Origin of the sequence: Pseudomonas entomophila L48 (assembly GCF_000026105.1) — a bacterium.
GTDB lineage: Bacteria > Pseudomonadota > Gammaproteobacteria > Pseudomonadales > Pseudomonadaceae > Aquipseudomonas > Aquipseudomonas entomophila.
Map to the genome: position 1 here is coordinate 1,051,955 of NC_008027.1, position 19,503 is coordinate 1,071,457.

Here is a 19,503-nt window from a genome sequence, read left to right on the forward strand (position 1 = left end):
AGATCACCTGTCCCCTCAAGCTCATTTGAGCTGCATTGAGCTGCATTGAGCTGCATTGAGCTGCATTGAGCTGCATTGAGCTGCATTGGTGGTCCGAACCATCATTCGCCAGCAAGGCTGGCTCCTACAGGTGGCGGGCGAGGGGGAGGCTGGAAGCCGGGCACAAAAAAACCGACCATAAGGTCGGTTTTTTCTGGATCTTGGTGCCCCGAGGGAGACTCGAACTCCCACTCCTTTCGAAAACGGATTTTGAATCCGCCGCGTCTACCAATTCCGCCATCAGGGCTTGTGGCGCCGCAGTATAGAGAGGTCGCACAAGCCGGTCAATCGGCTTTCATGGTCAATTTTCACGCATTGGGCTAAACTTCCCGGCCCTGTCGAACCGAACATCATCATGCGCGTCGCCGATTTCTCTTTCGAACTCCCTGACTCACTCATCGCCCGCCACCCACTGGCCGAGCGCCACGGCAGCCGCCTGCTCGTGCTCGACGGCCCCAGCGGCGAGTTGGCCCACAAGCAGTTCACCGACCTGCTCGAGTACCTGCGCCCGGGCGACCTGATGGTGTTCAACAACACCCGGGTGATCCCGGCGCGGCTGTTCGGCCAGAAAGCCTCCGGCGGCAAGCTGGAAGTGCTGGTCGAGCGCGTGCTCGACAGCCACCGCGTGCTGGCCCACGTGCGCGCCAGCAAGGCGCCGAAAGAGGGCGCGCAGATTCTCATCGACGGCGGTGGCGAAGCTGAAATGGTCGCCCGCCACGACACGCTGTTCGAACTGCGTTTCAGCGAAGAGGTGCTGCCGCTGCTCGAACGCGTCGGCCACATGCCGCTGCCGCCGTACATCGACCGCCCGGACGAAGGCGCCGACCGCGAGCGTTACCAGACCGTCTACGCCGAGCGCGCCGGCGCCGTGGCCGCGCCCACCGCCGGCCTGCACTTCGACGAGGCGCTGCTGGAAAAGATCGCCGCCAAGGGCGTCGAGCGCGCCTTCGTCACCCTGCACGTGGGCGCGGGCACCTTCCAGCCGGTGCGGGTCGACAAGATCGAAGACCACACCATGCATAAAGAGTGGCTCGAAGTGAGCCAGGACGTGGTCGACGCGGTCGCAGCCTGCCGTGCCCGCGGTGGCCGGGTGATCGCCGTCGGCACCACCAGCGTGCGCTCGCTGGAGAGCGCGGCGCGCGATGGCGTGCTCAAGGCCTTCAGCGGCGACACCGACATCTTCATCTTCCCGGGCCGCCCGTTCCACGTGGTCGATTGCCTGGTCACCAACTTCCACCTGCCGGAGTCCACGCTGCTGATGCTGGTCTCGGCCTTCGCCGGTTACCCCGAGACCATGGCCGCCTACGCGGCGGCGGTCGAGCAGGGCTACCGCTTCTTCAGTTACGGTGATGCCATGTTCATCACCCGCAATCCGGCGCCACGCGGCCCAGAGGATCAAGCATGAGTCGCACCTGTCGAATGTCGTTCGAACTGCTGGCCACCGACGGCAAGGCCCGTCGCGGCCGGCTGACCTTCCCCCGTGGCACCGTCGAGACCCCGGCCTTCATGCCGGTGGGCACCTACGGCACGGTCAAGGGCATGCTGCCGCGCGACATCGAGGCCATCGGCGCCGAGATCATCCTCGGCAACACCTTCCACCTGTGGCTGCGCCCGGGCACCGAGGTCATCAAGAAACACAACGGCCTGCACGATTTCATGCAATGGAAAGGCCCTATCCTCACTGATTCCGGTGGTTTCCAGGTGTTCAGCCTGGGCGCCATGCGCAAGATCAAGGAGGAAGGCGTGACCTTCGCATCGCCCGTCGATGGCTCGAAAGTGTTCATGGGTCCGGAAGAGTCCATGCAGGTGCAGCGCGACTTGGGCTCGGACATCGTGATGATCTTCGACGAGTGCACGCCGTACCCGGCCGAGCACGACGTGGCGCGCACCTCCATGGAGCTGTCGCTGCGCTGGGCCCAGCGCTCGAAGAACGCCCACGGCGACAACACCGCGGCACTGTTCGGCATCGTCCAGGGCGGCATGTATGAAGACCTGCGCATGCGCTCGCTGGAGGCACTGGTCAACATCGACTTCGACGGCCTGGCCATCGGCGGCCTGTCGGTGGGCGAACCCAAGCACGAGATGATCAAGGTGCTGGACTACCTGCCGGCGCAAATGCCGGCTGACAAACCTCGTTACCTTATGGGGGTAGGCAAGCCGGAGGATCTTGTAGAGGGTGTGCGCCGCGGCGTCGACATGTTCGACTGCGTGATGCCCACGCGCAATGCGCGCAACGGCCATCTGTTCGTCGATACCGGGGTGATCAAGATCCGCAACGCGTTCCATCGCCACGATGATTCGCCGCTGGATCCGACCTGCGATTGCTACACCTGCACCAACTTCTCCCGCGCTTATCTGCATCACCTGGACAAGTGCGGCGAAATGTTGAGCAGCATGCTGAATACCATCCACAACTTGCGCCATTACCAGCGCTTGATGGCCGGTTTACGCGAGGCTATTCAACAGGGTAAATTGGCCGCCTTTGTCGACGCCTTCTATGCCAAGCGCGGGCTGCCTGTGCCGCCTTTGGACTGACTGTTCGCACCCATTATTAGAAATTCCATTAGGAGAGCCCAATGAGCTTCTTGATTCCCGCCGCCTACGCGGACGCTGCAGCCCCAGCCGCCGGCCCTGCCGGTACCGGCTTCGAGTGGATCTTCCTGGTCGGTTTCCTGGTCATCTTCTACCTGATGATCTGGCGCCCGCAGGCCAAACGCGCCAAAGAGCAGAAGAACCTGCTGAGCAACTTGCAAAAAGGTGACGAAGTTGTCACCAACGGCGGCATCGCCGGCAAGATCGTCAAGGTTTCCGATGACTTCGTGGTCCTGGAAGTGTCGGACAACGTCGAGCTGAAGTTCCAGAAGGGCGCCATTGCCGCGACCCTGCCAAAAGGTACGCTCAAGGCTATCTGAGTTACCGGTTTCATTTTTCCAGTCGGGGCGCGCAAAGCGCCCCGCGTCTTGAACGGGCGGCGTGATGCTGAACAAATACCCTCTGTGGAAATACCTGCTGATCGTGGTGGTACTGGCGGTCGGCTTCATTTATTCCGCACCCAACCTCTACCCGGATGATCCGGCGGTGCAGATCAGCGGCGCCAGTTCCGCCCTGCATGTCAGCCAGGCCGACCTCGACCGCGTCACTAAGGCGCTGACCGATGCCGGCATCACCGTGAAAGGCGGCAGCCTGGGCGAGAAGGGCAGTGCGCTGGTGCGCCTGACCAACCAGGAAGATCAGTTGCCGGCCAAGGATGTGGCGCGCAAGGCACTCGGTGACGACTATGTCGTGGCCCTGAACCTGGCCCAGACCACCCCGCAGTGGCTGCGCAGCCTGGGTGCCAGCCCGATGAAGCTGGGTCTGGACCTGTCCGGTGGTGTGCACTTCCTGTTGGAAGTGGACATGGACAAGGCCATGACGGCCCGCATGAAAGTCTACGAAGGCGAGGTCAAGACCTTGCTGCGCAAAGAGCGCGTCCGCTACCGCAGCCTGCCCCAGCAGGACGGCGGCATCATGCTGGGCTTCGCCGACGACGCTACCCGCGAGCAGGCACGTGCCCTGATCCGCAAGAATTTCAATGATTTCGACCTGACCACCACCGAGCGCAACGAGCTTGCCGTGCTGCGTCTGGCGCTGACTCAGGCGAAAGTCGCCGAGATCCGCGAATACTCGATCAAGCAGAACCTGACCACCGTCCGCAACCGTGTCAACGAGCTGGGCGTGGCCGAGCCGCTGGTGCAGCGCCAGGGCGCCAACCGCATCGTGGTCGAGCTGCCGGGCGTGCAGGACACCGCCGAAGCCAAGCGTATCCTCGGCAAGACCGCCAACCTGGAGTTCCGCTTCGGCGCCGAACCCGGCGCGTCGAAAGCCACCACCGAGGTGTTCGAGTTCCGCGAAGGCGGCCGCTCCGCCGCGGTCGAGCGCGGCCTGATCATCACCGGTGACCAGGTCACCGACGCCCAGGCCAGCTTCGACGAACACGGTCGCCCACAGGTGAACATCCGCCTGGATGGCCACGGTGGCGAGCTGATGAGTCGCGCCACCCGCACCAACGTCGGGCGCAGCATGGCGGTGATCTTCATCGAGCAGAAGCCGGTCACCCGTTACGTCAAGCAGACCGTCGACGGCGTCGAGAAAGAAGTCGCGGTGCAGACCTTCCAGGAAGAGAAGAAGATCATCAGCCTGGCGACCATCCAGTCGCCGCTGGGCAGCCAGTTCCGCATCACCGGCCTGAACGGCCAGGGCGAATCGTCCGAACTGGCCCTGCTGCTGCGTGCCGGTGGCCTGGCCGCGCCGATGTACTTCGCTGAAGAGCGCACCATCGGCCCGAGCCTGGGTGCCGATAACATCACCAAGGGTATCGACGCGTCCCTGTGGGGCATGTTGTTCGTCTCGCTGTTCATCATCGCCATCTACCGTGGCTTTGGTGTGCTGGCCACCATCGCCCTGGCGGGCAACATGGTCCTGCTGCTGGCGCTGATGTCGCTGCTGGGCGCCACGCTGACGCTGCCGGGTATCGCCGGTATCGTGCTGACCATGGGTATGGCGGTGGACGCCAACGTGCTGATCTTCTCGCGTATCCGCGAAGAGATCGCTGCCGGCATGTCGGTGCAGCGCGCCATCCACGAAGGTTTCAACCGCGCCTACTCGGCGATCGTCGATGCCAACCTGACCACCCTGCTGGTCGGCGGTATCCTGTTCGCCATGGGTACCGGCCCGGTCAAGGGCTTCGCGGTCACCATGTCCCTCGGGATTTTCACCTCGATGTTCACCGCCGTCATGGTGACCCGTGCACTGGTCAACCTGACCTGTGGCGGGCGTGACATCAAGAAGCTGTGGGTTTGAGGGAGCTGCGATGAAAACCATCAACTTCATGGGCGTGCGCAATGTCGCGTTCGCCATCACCTTGCTGCTCACCGTGCTGGCGCTGTTCAGCTGGTGGCACAAGGGCCTGAACTTCGGCCTGGACTTCACCGGCGGCACGCTGATCGAGCTCACCTACGAGCGCCCGGCGGACCTGGAGAAGGTGCGGACCGAACTGGTCAGCTCCGGCTTCCACGAGGCGGTGGTGCAGAGCTTCGGCGCCACCACCGACCTGCTGGTGCGCATGCCGGGCGACGACCCGCTGCTGGGCAACAAGGTGGCCGAGGCCCTGCAGAAGGTGGGCGGCGACAACCCGGCCACCATCAAGCGGGTCGAGTTCGTCGGCCCGCAGGTGGGTGAAGAGCTGCGCGACCAAGGCGGCCTGGGCATGCTGCTGGCCCTGGGCGGCATCCTGATCTACCTGGCGTTCCGCTTCCAGTGGAAGTTCGCGGTGGGCGCGATCATCTCGTTGATCCACGACGTGGTCGTTACCCTCGGTATCCTGTCGTTCTTCCAGATCACCTTCGACCTGACGGTGCTGGCGGCGGTGCTGGCGATCATCGGCTACTCGCTGAACGACACCATCGTCGTGTTCGACCGGGTGCGTGAGAACTTCCGCGTACTGCGCAAGGCCTCGCTGATCGAGAACATCAACATCTCGACCACCCAGACCCTGCTGCGTACCGTCGCCACCTCGGTGTCGACCTTGCTGGCCATCGCCGCGCTGCTGTTCTTTGGTGGCGACAACCTGTTCGGCTTCTCCCTGGCGCTGTTCATCGGTGTCATGGCGGGTACCTACTCGTCGATCTACATCGCCAACGTGGTGCTGATCTGGCTGAATCTGAGCAGCGAAGACCTGATCCCGCCGGCCAAGACCGACGGTGTGGACGACCGTCCGTAAGGGTTTTTCCCACGCCATTTGGCGTAAAGAGAGGCGCGAGTGTTGAACTCGCGCCTTTTTTTTTGCTCCAAGGCTGGGAAGAAGGCGGGCCGGAGCCCGCAGGTACGATCAGGAGGTTCACGTGAACAAATCAATGCTGGTGGGTGCGGTTCTGGGTGCTGTCGGTGTCACCGCCGGAGGTGCTGTGGCGACCTACAGCTTGGTGAACAAGGGGCCTGAATACGCCCAGGTCACCGACGTGCAGCCGATCAAGCAGCAGGTAAAGACGCCGCGTGAGGTCTGCAAGGATGTCACCGTGACGCGCCAGGCGCCGGTCAAGGACCAGCACCAGATCGCCGGTACGGTGGTCGGTGCCATCGCCGGTGGCTTGCTGGGTAACCAGATTGGCGGCGGTACCGGCAAGAAGATTGCCACCGTGGCCGGTGCGGTCGGTGGCGGCTATGCCGGTAACAAGGTGCAGGAAGGCATGCAGGAGCGTGACACCTACACCACCACGCAGACGCGCTGTAACACGGTCAATGACATCAGCGACAAGGTCGTGGGTTACAACGTGACCTATACCATCGGTGACCAGGTGGGCAAGGTGAAGATGGATCACGAGCCGGGCTCGACCATCCCGCTGGACAAGAACGGCAAGCTGGTCCTGAGCCAGAACCAGCCGGGGCAGTAAGCCGTTTGCAGGCTGCTCTTGTGTGGGAGCGGCCTTGCGTCGCGAAAGGGCTGCGAAGCAGCCCCGACAATCTCGCGGCAGACCGCAGATCCTGGGGCCGCTTCGCGCCCCTTTCGCGACACAAGGCCGCTCCCACAAAGCGATGGGCGCGGACATAAAAAAAGCACCCCGAGGGGTGCTTTTTTGCGCGTGCAATCGGCGCTTAGCGCTTCATGTACTCGGGCAGGTGCGGCTGGATGGCAGTCAGCACGGCCTTGAAGCACTTGATGTTGCCCGCGACGATGTGACCCTTCTCGAGGAAGTCGTGGCCACCGTTGAAGTCGCTCACCAGGCCACCAGCTTCCTGGATCAGCAGCACGCCTGCAGCCATGTCCCAGTCGGACAGGCCCGACTCCCAGAAGGCGTCGAAGCGGCCGGCGGCTACATAGGCCAGGTCCAGGCTGGCGGAGCCGGCGCGGCGGATGCCGGCGGTCTGGCCGGTCAGGGCGCGGAACATGCCCAGGTAGTTGTCCAGGTCGGCCATCTGGTTGTCACGGAACGGGAAGCCGGTGCCCAGCAGCGCGCCTTCCAGGCTGGTGCGCGAGCTGACGCGGATGCGGCGGCCGTTCAGTTGGGCGCCACGGCCACGGCTGGCGGTGAATTCTTCCTGGCGAACTGGGTCGAGGACCACGGCGTGCTCGAGGCGGCCGCGGTATTTGCAGGCGATGCTGACGGCGAAGTGCGGCACGCCACGCAGGAAGTTGGTGGTGCCGTCCAGCGGATCGATGATCCACAGGTAATCCTTGCCTTCTTCGCCTTTGCCGGCGTGCAGGCCGGTCTCTTCACCCTGGATCGAGTGGTTCGGGTAGGCTTTGCGCAGGGCGTCGACGATGACCTTCTCGGCGGCGCGGTCCACCTCGGACACGTAGTCCTTGGCCTGCTTTTCGTCGACTTTGATGCTGTCCAGGCGTTCGATGGAGCGGAAAATCAGTTCACTGGCGCTGCGAGCCGCGCGCAGGGCGATATTCAGCATAGGCTGCATGGGAAGGTCACCTGGAGATGTTAAAGAAGAAAGCCGACCATTCTAGCAGAAAACTTTAACGACTGAAGTGTCACATTTGCTTTCATGGCGTTACGCTGGTCGGTTCTGTAAGATCGAACCCTCATATTATCTGCATCCGAGAGCACGACACCTTGCTGCAAAATATTCGTGTTGTCCTGGTCAATACCAGCCATCCCGGCAACATCGGCGGCGCTGCGCGTGCCATGAAAAACATGGGCCTGTCGCGCCTGGTGCTGGTGCAGCCGAAGGCATTTCCCTCTGCCGAAGCCTCGGCGCGGGCCTCTGGCGCCGATGATCTGCTCGACAATGTCCAGGTGGTCGATACGCTTGAGCAGGCGCTGGTCGGCTGCAGCCTGGTCATGGGCACCAGTGCCCGCGAGCGCAGCATCCCCTGGCCGTTGATCGACCCCCGGGAGTGCGGGGCCAAGGCCGTGACGCATGCCGTCGGCGGTGAGGAGATCGCCCTGGTGTTCGGGCGTGAGCACGCCGGCCTGACCAACGAAGAACTGCAGCGATGTCACTTCCACGTGCACATTCCCTCGAACCCCGACTTCAGCTCGCTGAATCTGGCCGCCGCCGTCCAGGTGCTCTCCTACGAGGTGCGCATGGCCTGGCTGGCAGGGCAGGGCGCGGCGACCAAGGTCGAGAAGGTCGACGCCAGCGAGCTGGCGACCATGGACGAAATGGAGTTGTTCTATGACCACCTGGAGAAAACCCTGGTGGACATCGGCTTCCTTGACCCCGAGAAACCCAAGCACCTGATGGCGCGCCTGCGCCGGCTGTATGGGCGAAGCTCGGTCGAGCGTCCGGAAATGAGCATTTTGCGCGGCATCCTCACCGAGACCCAGAAAGTCGCACGGGGCGAGCCGCATAAACGGAAGGACTGAACCGATGTTCGAGCGTCTGCGTGAAGATATCCAGAGTGTTTTCCATCGTGACCCGGCGGCGCGCAATGCCTTCGAAGTACTGACCTGCTACCCCGGCATGCATGCGATCTGGCTGCATCGGCTGGGGCACGCCCTGTGGGTCCGCGACTTCAAGTGGCTGGCGCGCCTGGTGTCGAACTTCGGTCGCTGGATGACCGGCATCGAGATTCACCCCGGTGCCACCATCGGCCGGCGCTTCTTTATTGACCACGGCATGGGCATCGTCATTGGCGAGACCGCCGAGATTGGCGATGACGTCACGCTCTACCAGGGTGTGACCCTGGGCGGCACCAGCTGGAACAAGGGCAAGCGCCACCCCACGTTGGAGGATGGCGTGGTGGTGGGGGCTGGCGCCAAGGTGCTGGGGCCGTTCACTGTCGGTGCCGGTGCCAAGATCGGCTCCAACGCCGTGGTCACCAAGGCGGTGCCGGCCGGCGCCACCGCAGTCGGCATTCCGGGGCGGATCATCGTCAAGGTCGAAGACGACGCGGTCGAGGCCAAGCGCAAGGCGATGGCCGAGAAGATCGGCTTCGACGCCTATGGCGTCAGCGGCGACATGCCCGACCCGGTGGCGCGCGCCATCGGCCAGATGCTCGACCACCTGCAGGCAGTCGACGAGCGGTTGGAGGGGATGTGTGGCGCGATGACCAGGATGGGTAGCGACTACTGTGCCAAGGAACTGCCGGCACTGCCTGCCGACGACTTCGCTGAAGTGAAGCAGGTGGCCCGGGGCGACACTCAGTCGCATTGATTCCGCCGGCCCGACACAAGGGGCGTGTGCTTTGCGCCCCTTGTCTGCTACACTCGCGCCCGCCTTCCACATGCATACCCGACTAAAGCACTAGGTCTAATAGTTGACTTAAATGCTCGGGAATCGCATACTCGCACACATCTTGTAACTCCCGTGGTAACCACACGCCATGCGACTGACTACCAAAGGCCGATACGCCGTGACCGCCATGCTCGACCTGGCGTTGCACGCGCAGCATGGGCCGGTGTCTTTGGCCGATATTTCCGAGCGCCAGGGCATTTCCCTCTCTTATCTGGAACAGCTGTTCGCCAAGCTGCGCCGCAGCAGCCTGGTTTCCAGCGTTCGCGGCCCGGGCGGCGGCTACCAGCTGTCGCGCGGCATGGAAACCATCCAGGTGGCCCAGGTCATCGACGCGGTCAACGAATCGGTCGATGCCACCCGTTGCCAGGGCCTGGGGGATTGCCATGCCGGTGATACCTGCCTGACCCACCACCTGTGGTGCGACCTGAGCCAGCAGATCCACGAATTCCTCAGCGGCATCAGCCTGGCCGACCTCGTCATGCGCCGCGAGGTGCAGGAAGTCGCCCAGCGCCAAGACCTGCGCCGTGTCGCCGGCCGGGTTGCCCTGCTGGACAAGATTGAGACGTCCGCCGTCGACTGAAAACAGCAGCGACGAGCGACGCCACCGCCTGATAGGAGATACTCAATGAAGTTGCCGATCTACCTCGATTACTCCGCGACCACCCCGGTCGATCCCCGTGTCGCCCAGAAGATGGCCGAGTGCCTGCTGGTCGACGGGAACTTCGGTAACCCGGCCTCGCGTTCCCACGTGTTTGGCTGGAAGGCTGAAGAAGCAGTCGAGAACGGCCGCCGCCAGGTCGCCGAGCTGATCAACGCCGACCCGCGCGAAATCGTCTGGACCAGCGGTGCCACCGAGTCCGACAACCTGGCGCTCAAGGGCGTGGCGCACTTCTATCAGACCAAGGGCAAGCACATCATCACCTCCAAGATCGAGCACAAGGCGGTCCTGGACACCGCTCGCCAGCTCGAGCGTGAAGGTTTCGAAGTCACCTACCTGGAGCCCGGCGAAGACGGCATCGTCACCCCGGCCATGGTTGAAGCCGCCCTGCGCGACGACACCATCCTGGTCTCGCTGATGCACGTGAACAACGAAGTCGGCTCGATCAACGACATCGCCGCCATTGGTGAACTGACCCGTTCGCGCGGCGTGCTGTTCCATGTCGACGCCGCCCAGTCGGCGGGCAAGGTCGAGATCGACGTGCAAAAGCTGAAGGTCGACCTGATGTCGTTCTCGGCGCACAAGGTCTACGGCCCGAAAGGCATCGGCGCGCTGTACGTCAGCCGCAAGCCGCGGGTGCGCCTGGAAGCCATCATTCACGGCGGTGGCCATGAGCGCGGCATGCGTTCGGGCACCCTGCCAACCCACCAGATCGTCGGCATGGGCGAAGCCTTCGCCATCGCCAAGCAGGAAATGGCCGCTGAAAACGTGCGCATCAAGGCCCTGAGCGACCGCTTCTTCAAGCAGGTCTCGGACCTCGAAGAGCTGTACGTCAACGGCAGCCAGACCGCCCGCGTGCCGCACAACCTGAACCTGAGCTTCAACTACGTCGAAGGCGAGTCGCTGCTGATGTCCCTGAAGGATATCGCCGTATCGTCCGGTTCGGCCTGCACCTCCGCTTCGCTCGAACCGTCCTACGTCCTGCGTGCCCTGGGTCGCAACGACGAACTGGCGCACAGCTCGATCCGCTTCTCCTTCGGCCGCTTCACCACCGAGGAAGAAGTCGACTACGCCGCGCAGGAAGTCTGCAAGGCAGTCAACAAGCTGCGTGAATTGTCGCCGCTGTGGGACATGTACAAAGACGGCGTCGACATCTCCAAGATCGAGTGGGCCGCCCACTAAGCAGTCGCCGGCAAGAGCGGCTCCCTGATGAGGAAGGAATTGCACCATGGCATACAGTGAAAAGGTCATCGACCACTACGAAAACCCGCGCAACGTCGGCAAGATGAACGCCGATGATCCGGATGTTGGCACCGGCATGGTCGGCGCCCCGGCCTGCGGTGACGTGATGCGTCTGCAGATCAAGGTCAACGAGCAGGGCGTCATCGAAGACGCCAAGTTCAAGACTTACGGCTGCGGTTCGGCCATCGCCTCCAGCTCCCTCGCCACCGAGTGGATGAAGGGCAAGACCCTGGACGAAGCCGAGACCATCAAGAACACCCAGCTGGCTGAAGAGCTGGCGTTGCCGCCGGTCAAGATCCACTGCTCCGTGCTCGCCGAAGATGCCATCAAGGCCGCTGTTCGCGATTACAAGCAGAAAAAAGGCTTGATCTGAGTCGCCTGACGCAAGGTAAGGAGTTCTGATGGCTATCAGCATGACAGAAGCCGCCGCCAACCACATTCGCCGCTCCCTCGACGGGCGCGGCAAGGGTGAGGGCATTCGCCTGGGCGTGCGCACCACCGGCTGCTCGGGCCTGGCCTACGTGCTGGAGTTCGTTGATGAACTGGCAGAAGAAGACCAGGTGTTCGAGAACCATGGCGTGAAGGTCATCATCGACCCGAAAAGCCTGGTCTATCTCGATGGCACCGAGCTGGACTTCGTCAAGGAAGGGTTGAACGAAGGCTTCAAGTTCAACAACCCCAACGTGCGCGGTGAGTGTGGCTGCGGCGAAAGCTTCAATGTCTGAGGCTTGACGTGGGTACTCCTTGCCATTACGCCCTGTTCGACCTGCAGCCGGCCTTCCGCCTGGACCTCGACAAGCTGGCCGTTCGCTACCGCGAACTGGCTCGCGAGGTCCATCCTGACCGCTTCGCCGACGCCTCCGAGCGCGAGCAGCGGGTTGCCCTGGAAAAGTCCGCCGCGCTGAACGACGCCTACCAGACCTTGCGCAGCGCGCCGCGGCGCGCCCGTTACCTGCTGGCCATCGGTGGCCACGAAGTGCCCCAGGAAGTCACCGTGCACGACCCGGACTTCCTGCTGCAGCAGATGCAGTGGCGCGAAGAGCTCGAAGAGCTGCAGGACGAAGCCGATCTCGACGGTGTCGGTGTGTTCAAGAAGCGGCTCAAAGTCGCTCAGGACACGCTGAACGATGACTTCGCCGACTGTTGGGATGACGCTGCCCAGCGCGACAAGGCCGAACGCCTGATGCGCCGCATGCAGTTCCTCGACAAGCTCGCCCAAGAAGTGCGCCAACTGGAAGAGCGCCTCGACGATTAATCCCGGCGTTGCCGTGACGACGCCTAAGGTACTCAGATAAGCATGGCCCTACTGCAGATCGCCGAACCCGGTCAGAGCCCCCAGCCGCACCAGCGCCGCCTGGCGGTGGGCATCGACCTGGGCACCACCAACTCCCTCGTCGCCGCGTTGCGCAGCGGGCGCAGCGAACCGCTGCCCGATGCGCAGGGCAACGTTATCCTGCCGTCCGCTGTGCGTTATCTCGCCAATGGTGTGGAAGTCGGTCTGGGCGCGCGCGAAGCCGCCCCCAGCGACCCGCTCAACAGCATCCTGTCGGTCAAGCGCCTGATGGGGCGTGGCCTGGCGGACGTCAAGCAGTTGGGCGAGCAGCTGCCGTACCGCTTTGTCGGCGGCGAGTCGCACATGCCGTTCATCGACACCGTCCAGGGGCCGAAAAGCCCGGTGGAAGTGTCGGCCGACATCCTCAAGGTGCTGCGTCAGCGCGCCGAGGACACGCTCGGTGGTGAACTGGTCGGTGCGGTGATCACTGTGCCTGCCTATTTCGATGATGCCCAACGCCAGGCCACCAAGGACGCCGCCAAGCTGGCCGGCCTCAATGTCTTGCGCCTGCTCAACGAGCCGACCGCGGCAGCCGTGGCCTATGGCCTGGACCAGCATGCCGAAGGCGTCGTGGCGATCTTCGACCTGGGCGGTGGTACCTTCGACATCTCCATCCTGCGCCTGACCGCCGGTGTCTTCGAAGTCCTGGCCACCGGGGGCGACACGGCCCTGGGCGGTGACGACTTCGACCACGCGATCGCCGGCTGGATCATCGAGCAGGCCGGCTTGTCCGCCGACCTCGACCCGGCCACCCAGCGCCTGCTGCTGCAGACTGCCTGCGCCGCCAAGGAAGCCTTGACCGACAGCGAAGCGGTCAGCGTCCAGCATGGCGCCTGGCAGGGCGAGCTGACCCGTGGCGCTTTCGAAGCCATGATCGAGCCGATGATCGCCCGCAGCCTCAAGGCCTGCCGCCGCGCCGTGCGCGACAGCGGCATCGAGCTGGAAGAAGTCGGCGCGGTGGTGATGGTCGGTGGTTCGACCCGCGTGCCGCGTGTGCGCGAGGCGGTCGGTAGCCTGTTCGGGCGAACCCCGCTGACCTCCATCGACCCGGACCAGGTGGTCGCCATTGGCGCCGCGATCCAGGCCGACACGCTTGCTGGCAACCGCCGCGAGGGTGGCGAACTGCTGCTGCTCGACGTCATCCCGTTGTCCCTCGGTCTCGAGACCATGGGCGGCCTGATGGAGAAGGTGATCCCGCGCAACACCACGATTCCCGTGGCGCGCGCCCAGGAATTCACCACGTATAAAGATGGCCAGTCGGCCATGATGATCCACGTGCTGCAGGGTGAGCGCGAACTGATCAGCGACTGCCGCTCGCTGGCGCGCTTCGAACTGCGCGGTATCCCGGCCATGGTGGCGGGCGCGGCGAAGATCCGTGTCACCTTCCAGGTCGACGCCGACGGCCTGCTCAGCGTCGCGGCCCGCGAGCTGGGCTCGGGCGTGGAGTCGAGCATCCAGGTCAAGCCGTCCTACGGCCTGACCGACGGCGAGATCGCCCGAATGCTCAAGGATTCCTTCGAGCACGCCGGCGCCGACAAGCACGCCCGCCAGCTGCGCGAGCACCAAGTGGACGCCGAACGCCTGCTCGAAGCGGTGCAGGGCGCCCTGGACGCCGACGGCGAGCGCCTGCTCAGTGATGACGAGCGCGAGGCCATCGCGTTCCAGATGCAAGAATTGCGTGATTTGCTCACCGGCACCGATGGCGCCGCCATCGAGCAGCAGACCAAGCGTCTGTCGCAGGTGACCGATGCATTTGCCGCCCGTCGCCTTGATTCGACGGTCAAAGCCGCACTGGCCGGGCGCAACCTGAATGAGATCGAGGAGTAACCGATGCCCCAGGTGATTTTCCTGCCGCACGAGAAGTTCTGCCCGGATGGGCTGGTGGTTGAAGTGGAGCCGGGCACCAACATCCTGGAGCTGGCCCACGAGCACCACATCGAGATGGAAAGCGCCTGTGGCGGCGTGTGCGCCTGCACCACCTGCCACTGCATCGTGCGCCAAGGCTTCGACTCGCTCGAGGAAGCCGATGAGCTCGAAGAGGACATGCTGGACAAGGCCTGGGGCCTGGAAGCGCAGTCGCGCCTGGCCTGCCAGGTGATCGTCGGTGAGGAAGACCTCACCATCGAGATCCCCAAATACTCGCTCAACCACGCCGCCGAAGCGCCGCACTGAGGGTGTCCAGCATGAGTCTGAAATGGATTGATGTACTTGAGATCGCCATCCAGCTTGCCGAAAGCAAGCCCGAGGTCGATCCTCGTTACGTGAATTTCGTCGATCTGCACCGCTGGGTGCTGGCACTGCCCGACTTCAGCGACGATCCGTCGCGCGGCGGCGAGAAGGTGCTCGAGGCCATCCAGGCGGCCTGGATCGAAGAAGCCGACTGAGCGCACGCTGCAGGTTAGGCAATCCCCTGGAACCCGCGTATAATTCGCGGGTTTAATTTTTCGCAACACTCAATATTCTGGAGTTTTCCATGGCTGTTCAACGTACTTTCTCGATCATCAAGCCTGACGCCGTCGCCAAAAACGTCATCGGCAAGATCACCACTCGCTTCGAAGAAGCCGGCCTGAAAATCGTCGCTTCGAAAATCAAGCAACTGTCGAAAGCCGAAGCCGAAGGCTTCTACGCCGAGCACAGCGCTCGTGGTTTCTTCGGTGACCTGGTTGCTTTCATGACTTCCGGCCCGGTCGTTGTCCAGGTTCTGGAAGGCGAGAACGCCATCGCTCTGAACCGTGAGCTGATGGGCGCCACCAACCCTAAAGAAGCTGCTCCAGGCACCATCCGTGCCGACTTCGCCGAGTCGATCGACGCCAACGCCGTTCACGGTTCGGACTCCGAAGCCGCTGCCGCTCGCGAAATCGCTTACTTCTTCGCAGCTACCGAGGTAACCACTCGCTAAGCGAAAGCTTACGGGTGTGAGGGTGAATCCATGACGACATCGACTGGCAAGATCAACCTGCTGGGGCTGACCCTGGCGGAAATGGAACAGTTCTTCGACTCAATCGGGGAGAAGCGCTTCCGCGCCGGGCAGGTGATGAAATGGATTCACCATTTTGGCGTCGATGATTTCGCCGCCATGACCAATGTCGGCAAGGTCTTGCGCGAAAAGCTCGAGGCCGTTGCCGAGATTCGGGGCCCGGAAGTGGTCAGCGAAGACATTTCCGCCGACGGCACCCGCAAGTGGGTGGTTCGCGTTGCCTCCGGCAGCTGCGTAGAAACCGTCTACATCCCCACCGACGACCGCGGTACGCTGTGCGTATCGTCGCAAGCCGGCTGCGCCCTGGACTGCAGTTTCTGCTCCACCGGCAAGCAAGGCTTCAACAGCAACCTCACCGCCGCCGAAGTGATCGGCCAGGTGTGGCTTGCCAACAAATCCTTCGGGACCGTCCCCGCCAAGATCGACCGCGCCATCACCAACGTGGTCATGATGGGCATGGGCGAGCCCCTGCTGAACTTCGACAATGTCATCGCCGCCATGAAGATCATGATGGAAGATCTGGGCTATGGCATCTCGAAGCGTCGCGTCACCTTGTCCACCTCGGGCGTGGTACCGATGATCGACGAGCTGGCCAAGCACATCGACGTGTCGCTGGCGCTGTCGCTGCACGCACCGAACGACGAGCTGCGCAACAAGCTGGTACCGATCAACAAGAAGTACCCGCTGAAGATGCTGCTGGAGTCGTGTATGGGCTACATGTCCACGCTCGGCGGCAAGCGCGTGCTCACCATCGAGTACACCCTGCTCAAGGATGTCAACGACCAGCCCGAGCACGCCGCGCAGATGATCGAGCTGCTGCGCGACGTACCGTGCAAGATCAACCTGATTCCGTTCAACCCGTTCCCGCACTCGGGCTACGAGCGCCCCAGCAACAACGCCATCCGTCGTTTCCAGGACCTGCTGCACCACGGTGGGTTCAACGTCACCACCCGCACCACCCGCGGTGACGACATCGATGCCGCCTGCGGCCAGTTGGTGGGCCAGGTCAACGACCGTACCCGCCGCAGCGAGCGCTACATTGCCGTGCGTCAGCTCGCCGACGAGCCGCAAGACAGCGCCGCGCGCCCCTGACGAGCACAGCACTCATGACCCTGCGCACCGCGCTGTCGATCCTGACGCTTTCGCTGCTGGCCGGCTGCGTGTCCGGTGGCGCGGGCGATCCCCTGGCCAGCCGCCAGGGGCGTGAGGAGGCGGGGCGAGCCTACGTGCAGCTGGGGATGGGGTATTTGCAACAAGGTTTGACCGAGCAGGCCAAGGCGCCGCTGGGCAAGGCCTTGGCTCTGGATAGCCGCGATGCCGACGCCCATGCGGCGTTGGCCTTGGTGTTCCAGGCGCAAGACGAGCCCTTGCTCGCCACCCAGCACTTCCAGCAAGCGCTGGCCGTGCGCCCGGATGACACACGAATCCGCAACAACTACGGCAGTTTCCTATATGCTCAGGGCCGCTTTGGCGAAGCCCAGGCGATGTTCCGCCAGGCCGCCGCCGATACCCTGTATCCTGAGCGTTCCCGGGTCTACGAGAACCTGGGGCTGACGGCCCTGAAGCTGGGGCAGGGCGAGCAGGCCCGCGACTATCTGGAAAAAGCCCTTCGGCTCAATCAGCGGCAACCGAAGGCTTTGCTCGAAATGGCTGAGTTGTCCTACGAAAACAGGCATTATGTGCCGGCCCGGGACTACTACGATCGATTCAGCCAGCTGAGCGACCAGAATGCCCGCAGCCTGCTGCTGGGCAGCCGCCTGGCCCGCGCCCTCGACGACCAGGGTGACGCGGCCCGCCTGGGCCAGCAATTACAACGACTTTATCCCGGTACGCCGGAATATCAGCAATACCTGTCGGAGCAACGATGAAAGCCGCGCACACTGAAGTAGCAGCAGCGACTCGCCAGAACCCCGGTGATGTCTTGCGCCAGGCCCGCGAGAAACGGGACTGGAGCCAGGCCGAGGTCGCTCGCAAGCTCAACCTCACGGTATCTTCGCTGAACAACCTGGAAAACGGCGCCTTCGACAAGCTGCCGGGGCACACCTTCGCCCGCGGCTACATCCGTGCCTACGCCAAGCTGATGGACATGGACCAGGCACCGCTGGTCGAGGCGTTCGACCAGATCACCGGCACCCACGCCAAGGGCAGTGAAGTGCATGCCCTGGGCCGCATCGAGGAGCCGGTGCGCCTGTCCCACAACATCCTGCGCGTGGTCAGCCTGTTGCTGTTGGTGGCCGTGGTCGGTGGCAGCTTCCTCTGGTGGCAGGACAATACCAGCCTGCGCGGCAAGGACCTGGCCAAGATCGCCCTGGAGCATGTCGAGGTCGAAAGCGCCGACGGCACCACCCAGATCCACCCGCTGGACGAGCCGGAAGACCAGGCCGTGAGCGAAGGCCAGCAGCCAGAAAGCGAAGCGCTGCCTCTGGAACCGGCCGCCAGCGAGCAGGCACCGGCCAGCACCGCCGAAGCCCCTGCGGCACCTTTAACCGCGCCTGCGCCGGCCGCACCCGTCACCGCGCCGCAAGCGCCGGTTGTTGCCGCGGCGCCAACCGCTCCGGCAGCGCCTGCCGCACCGGTTGCCCCGGCCGCTCCCGTGGCTGTCGCTCCCGCACCGGCTGCGCCGGCACCCGCCGTCGAGGCCGCGCCTGCTCCGGCCGGCAGCGCCAACGTACACATCCAGTTCACCGCCGATTGCTGGACCCAGGTCACCGACGGCAACGGCAAGGTGCTGTTCAGCGCCATCAAGCGCAAGGGCGATAACCTGGAACTGACCGGCAAGCCACCGTTCGCGGTACGCCTGGGCTTCGCCCGTGGCGCCCAGGTGAGCTACAACGGCCAGGCGGTCGATGTCGCTCCGTTCACCAGTGGCGAAACCGCTCGCCTGAAGTTGGGACAGTAAGTCATGCACGGCGAATCTCCGATCAAACGTCGCGAATCCCGCAAAATCTGGGTCGGCAATGTGCCGGTGGGTGGCGATGCCCCCATCGCGGTGCAGAGCATGACCAACACCGACACCAACGATGTCGCCGCCACCGTGGCGCAGATCCAGCGCCTGGTCGATGCCGGCGTGGACATCGTGCGTGTCTCGGTACCGGACATGGACGCCGCCGAGGCGTTCGGCAAGATCAAGAAGCTGGTCAGCGTGCCGCTGGTCGCCGACATCCATTTCGACTACAAGATCGCCCTGCGCGTGGCCGAACTGGGCGTCGACTGCCTGCGTATCAACCCGGGCAACATCGGCCGCGAAGACCGCGTGCGCGCGGTGGTCGATGCCGCCCGTGACCGTGGCATCCCGATCCGCATCGGTGTCAACGCCGGCTCCTTGGAAAAAGACCTGCAGAAGAAGTACGGCGAACCCACGCCCGCCGCGCTGGTCGAGTCGGCGCTGCGCCATGTCGAGCACCTGGACCGCCTGGACTTCCAGGACTTCAAGGTCAGCGTCAAGGCTTCCGACGTGTTCATGGCCGTCGAAGCCTACCGCTTGCTGGCCAAGCAGATCATCCAGCCGCTGCACCTGGGGATCACCGAAGCCGGTGGCCTGCGTTCGGGGACGGTGAAATCCGCCGTCGGCCTAGGTATGCTGCTGGCCGAAGGTATCGGTGACACCATTCGCATCTCGCTGGCGGCCGACCCGGTCGAGGAAGTGAAGGTCGGCTACGACATCCTCAAGTCGCTGCACCTGCGTTCCCGTGGCATCAACTTCATCGCCTGCCCGAGCTGCTCGCGGCAGAACTTCGATGTGGTCAAGACCATGAACGAGCTGGAAGGGCGCCTGGAAGACCTGCTGGTGCCGCTGGACGTGGCGGTGATCGGTTGCGTGGTCAACGGCCCGGGCGAAGCGAAGGAGTCGCACGTCGGCCTGACCGGCGGCACCCCGAATCTGGTCTACATCGACGGCAAGCCCTCGCAGAAACTGAACAACGACAACCTGGTCGACGAGCTGGAAAAGCTCATCCGCCAGAAAGCGGCCGAGAAGGCCGAGGCCGACGCGGCGCTGATCGCCCGTGGCTGATACACAGAATTCGT

General features: G+C 63.7%; 22 protein-coding genes and 1 tRNA gene. 21 read left to right on the top strand and 2 right to left on the bottom strand.

Annotation, left to right across the window (positions count from 1 at the left end):
- Window positions 1–201: 201 nt before the first annotated feature.
- Window positions 202–286, bottom strand: a tRNA-Leu gene (locus PSEEN_RS04640).
- Between the two features lie 108 nt (window positions 287–394).
- Between PSEEN_RS04640 and queA the strand changes: the two genes are divergently transcribed.
- From queA to PSEEN_RS04670, 6 genes are all read left to right on the top strand, one after another.
- Window positions 395–1,444: a tRNA preQ1(34) S-adenosylmethionine ribosyltransferase-isomerase QueA gene (gene queA / locus PSEEN_RS04645; protein ID WP_011532328.1), complete on the top strand. Its 1,050-nt coding sequence runs from the start codon at window positions 395–397 to the stop codon at window positions 1,442–1,444.
- A gap of 14 nt (window positions 1,445–1,458) precedes the next feature.
- Window positions 1,459–2,574: a tRNA guanosine(34) transglycosylase Tgt gene (tgt, locus tag PSEEN_RS04650; protein ID WP_162042942.1), complete on the top strand. Its 1,116-nt coding sequence runs from the start codon at window positions 1,459–1,461 to the stop codon at window positions 2,572–2,574.
- Between the two features lie 41 nt (window positions 2,575–2,615).
- Window positions 2,616–2,951, top strand: coding sequence for a preprotein translocase subunit YajC (yajC, locus tag PSEEN_RS04655; RefSeq protein WP_003259111.1), 336 nt, complete (start codon window positions 2,616–2,618; stop codon window positions 2,949–2,951).
- A gap of 64 nt (window positions 2,952–3,015) precedes the next feature.
- Complete coding sequence (secD, locus tag PSEEN_RS04660) at window positions 3,016–4,878, top strand: protein translocase subunit SecD (RefSeq protein ID WP_011532329.1); 1,863 nt, start codon at window positions 3,016–3,018, stop codon at window positions 4,876–4,878.
- 10 nt (window positions 4,879–4,888) lie between these two features.
- Window positions 4,889–5,797 (top strand): protein translocase subunit SecF, encoded by a 909-nt coding sequence (gene secF / locus PSEEN_RS04665; RefSeq protein WP_044487731.1) that lies wholly within the window; start codon window positions 4,889–4,891, stop codon window positions 5,795–5,797.
- A gap of 121 nt (window positions 5,798–5,918) precedes the next feature.
- Window positions 5,919–6,467, top strand: coding sequence for a glycine zipper 2TM domain-containing protein (locus PSEEN_RS04670; RefSeq protein WP_011532331.1), 549 nt, complete (start codon window positions 5,919–5,921; stop codon window positions 6,465–6,467).
- A gap of 202 nt (window positions 6,468–6,669) precedes the next feature.
- On the opposite strand, the gene suhB is transcribed toward PSEEN_RS04670, so the two are convergent.
- Window positions 6,670–7,488, bottom strand: a complete 819-nt coding sequence (suhB, locus tag PSEEN_RS04675; protein ID WP_011532332.1) for a type III secretion system regulator SuhB — start codon at window positions 7,486–7,488, stop codon at window positions 6,670–6,672.
- Window positions 7,489–7,640: 152 nt separating this feature from the next.
- Between suhB and trmJ the strand changes: the two genes are divergently transcribed.
- The 15 genes from trmJ to ispG all read left to right on the top strand — a co-directional run bounded on the left by trmJ (window position 7,641) and on the right by ispG (window position 19,489).
- Window positions 7,641–8,396: a tRNA (cytosine(32)/uridine(32)-2'-O)-methyltransferase TrmJ gene (gene trmJ / locus PSEEN_RS04680; RefSeq protein WP_011532333.1), complete on the top strand. Its 756-nt coding sequence runs from the start codon at window positions 7,641–7,643 to the stop codon at window positions 8,394–8,396.
- 4 nt (window positions 8,397–8,400) lie between these two features.
- Entirely contained in the window at window positions 8,401–9,186 is a 786-nt protein-coding gene (cysE, locus tag PSEEN_RS04685) for a serine O-acetyltransferase (protein ID WP_011532334.1), read from the top strand.
- A 169-nt stretch (window positions 9,187–9,355) separates the two neighbouring features.
- On the top strand, window positions 9,356–9,847 hold the full coding sequence (gene iscR, locus PSEEN_RS04690) for a Fe-S cluster assembly transcriptional regulator IscR (protein WP_011532335.1): 492 nt from the start codon (window positions 9,356–9,358) through the stop codon (window positions 9,845–9,847).
- A 45-nt stretch (window positions 9,848–9,892) separates the two neighbouring features.
- Entirely contained in the window at window positions 9,893–11,107 is a 1,215-nt protein-coding gene (locus PSEEN_RS04695) for an IscS subfamily cysteine desulfurase (RefSeq protein WP_011532336.1), read from the top strand.
- Between the two features lie 46 nt (window positions 11,108–11,153).
- A complete protein-coding gene (iscU, locus tag PSEEN_RS04700) occupies window positions 11,154–11,540 on the top strand; it encodes a Fe-S cluster assembly scaffold IscU (RefSeq protein WP_011532337.1) in 387 nt (128 codons plus the stop codon).
- 28 nt (window positions 11,541–11,568) lie between these two features.
- On the top strand, window positions 11,569–11,892 hold the full coding sequence (iscA, locus tag PSEEN_RS04705; RefSeq protein WP_011532338.1) for an iron-sulfur cluster assembly protein IscA: 324 nt from the start codon (window positions 11,569–11,571) through the stop codon (window positions 11,890–11,892).
- Between the two features lie 8 nt (window positions 11,893–11,900).
- On the top strand, window positions 11,901–12,422 hold the full coding sequence (gene hscB / locus PSEEN_RS04710; RefSeq protein WP_011532339.1) for a co-chaperone HscB: 522 nt from the start codon (window positions 11,901–11,903) through the stop codon (window positions 12,420–12,422).
- Window positions 12,423–12,464: 42 nt separating this feature from the next.
- The gene (hscA, locus tag PSEEN_RS04715; RefSeq protein ID WP_011532340.1) at window positions 12,465–14,327 is read left to right on the top strand and encodes a Fe-S protein assembly chaperone HscA; all 1,863 of its coding nucleotides are present in this window, start codon (window positions 12,465–12,467) and stop codon (window positions 14,325–14,327) included.
- Window positions 14,328–14,330: 3 nt separating this feature from the next.
- Window positions 14,331–14,672, top strand: a complete 342-nt coding sequence (gene fdx, locus PSEEN_RS04720; RefSeq protein ID WP_011532341.1) for an ISC system 2Fe-2S type ferredoxin — start codon at window positions 14,331–14,333, stop codon at window positions 14,670–14,672.
- Window positions 14,673–14,683: 11 nt separating this feature from the next.
- Window positions 14,684–14,884: a Fe-S cluster assembly protein IscX gene (iscX, locus tag PSEEN_RS04725; protein WP_011532342.1), complete on the top strand. Its 201-nt coding sequence runs from the start codon at window positions 14,684–14,686 to the stop codon at window positions 14,882–14,884.
- A gap of 89 nt (window positions 14,885–14,973) precedes the next feature.
- Entirely contained in the window at window positions 14,974–15,399 is a 426-nt protein-coding gene (gene ndk / locus PSEEN_RS04730) for a nucleoside-diphosphate kinase (RefSeq protein ID WP_011532343.1), read from the top strand.
- 30 nt (window positions 15,400–15,429) lie between these two features.
- Window positions 15,430–16,569, top strand: a complete 1,140-nt coding sequence (rlmN, locus tag PSEEN_RS04735; RefSeq protein WP_011532344.1) for a dual-specificity RNA methyltransferase RlmN — start codon at window positions 15,430–15,432, stop codon at window positions 16,567–16,569.
- 14 nt (window positions 16,570–16,583) lie between these two features.
- A complete protein-coding gene (pilW, locus tag PSEEN_RS04740; protein ID WP_011532345.1) occupies window positions 16,584–17,345 on the top strand; it encodes a type IV pilus biogenesis/stability protein PilW in 762 nt (253 codons plus the stop codon).
- Window positions 17,342–18,376 carry a RodZ domain-containing protein gene (locus PSEEN_RS04745; protein ID WP_011532346.1) on the top strand — a complete coding sequence of 345 codons (1,035 nt, stop codon included), beginning with the start codon at window positions 17,342–17,344 and terminating at the stop codon, window positions 18,374–18,376. The genes pilW and PSEEN_RS04745 overlap by 4 nt, the downstream gene beginning before the upstream one ends.
- A gap of 3 nt (window positions 18,377–18,379) precedes the next feature.
- Window positions 18,380–19,489: a flavodoxin-dependent (E)-4-hydroxy-3-methylbut-2-enyl-diphosphate synthase gene (gene ispG / locus PSEEN_RS04750; protein ID WP_011532347.1), complete on the top strand. Its 1,110-nt coding sequence runs from the start codon at window positions 18,380–18,382 to the stop codon at window positions 19,487–19,489.
- Window positions 19,490–19,503: the final 14 nt, after the last annotated feature.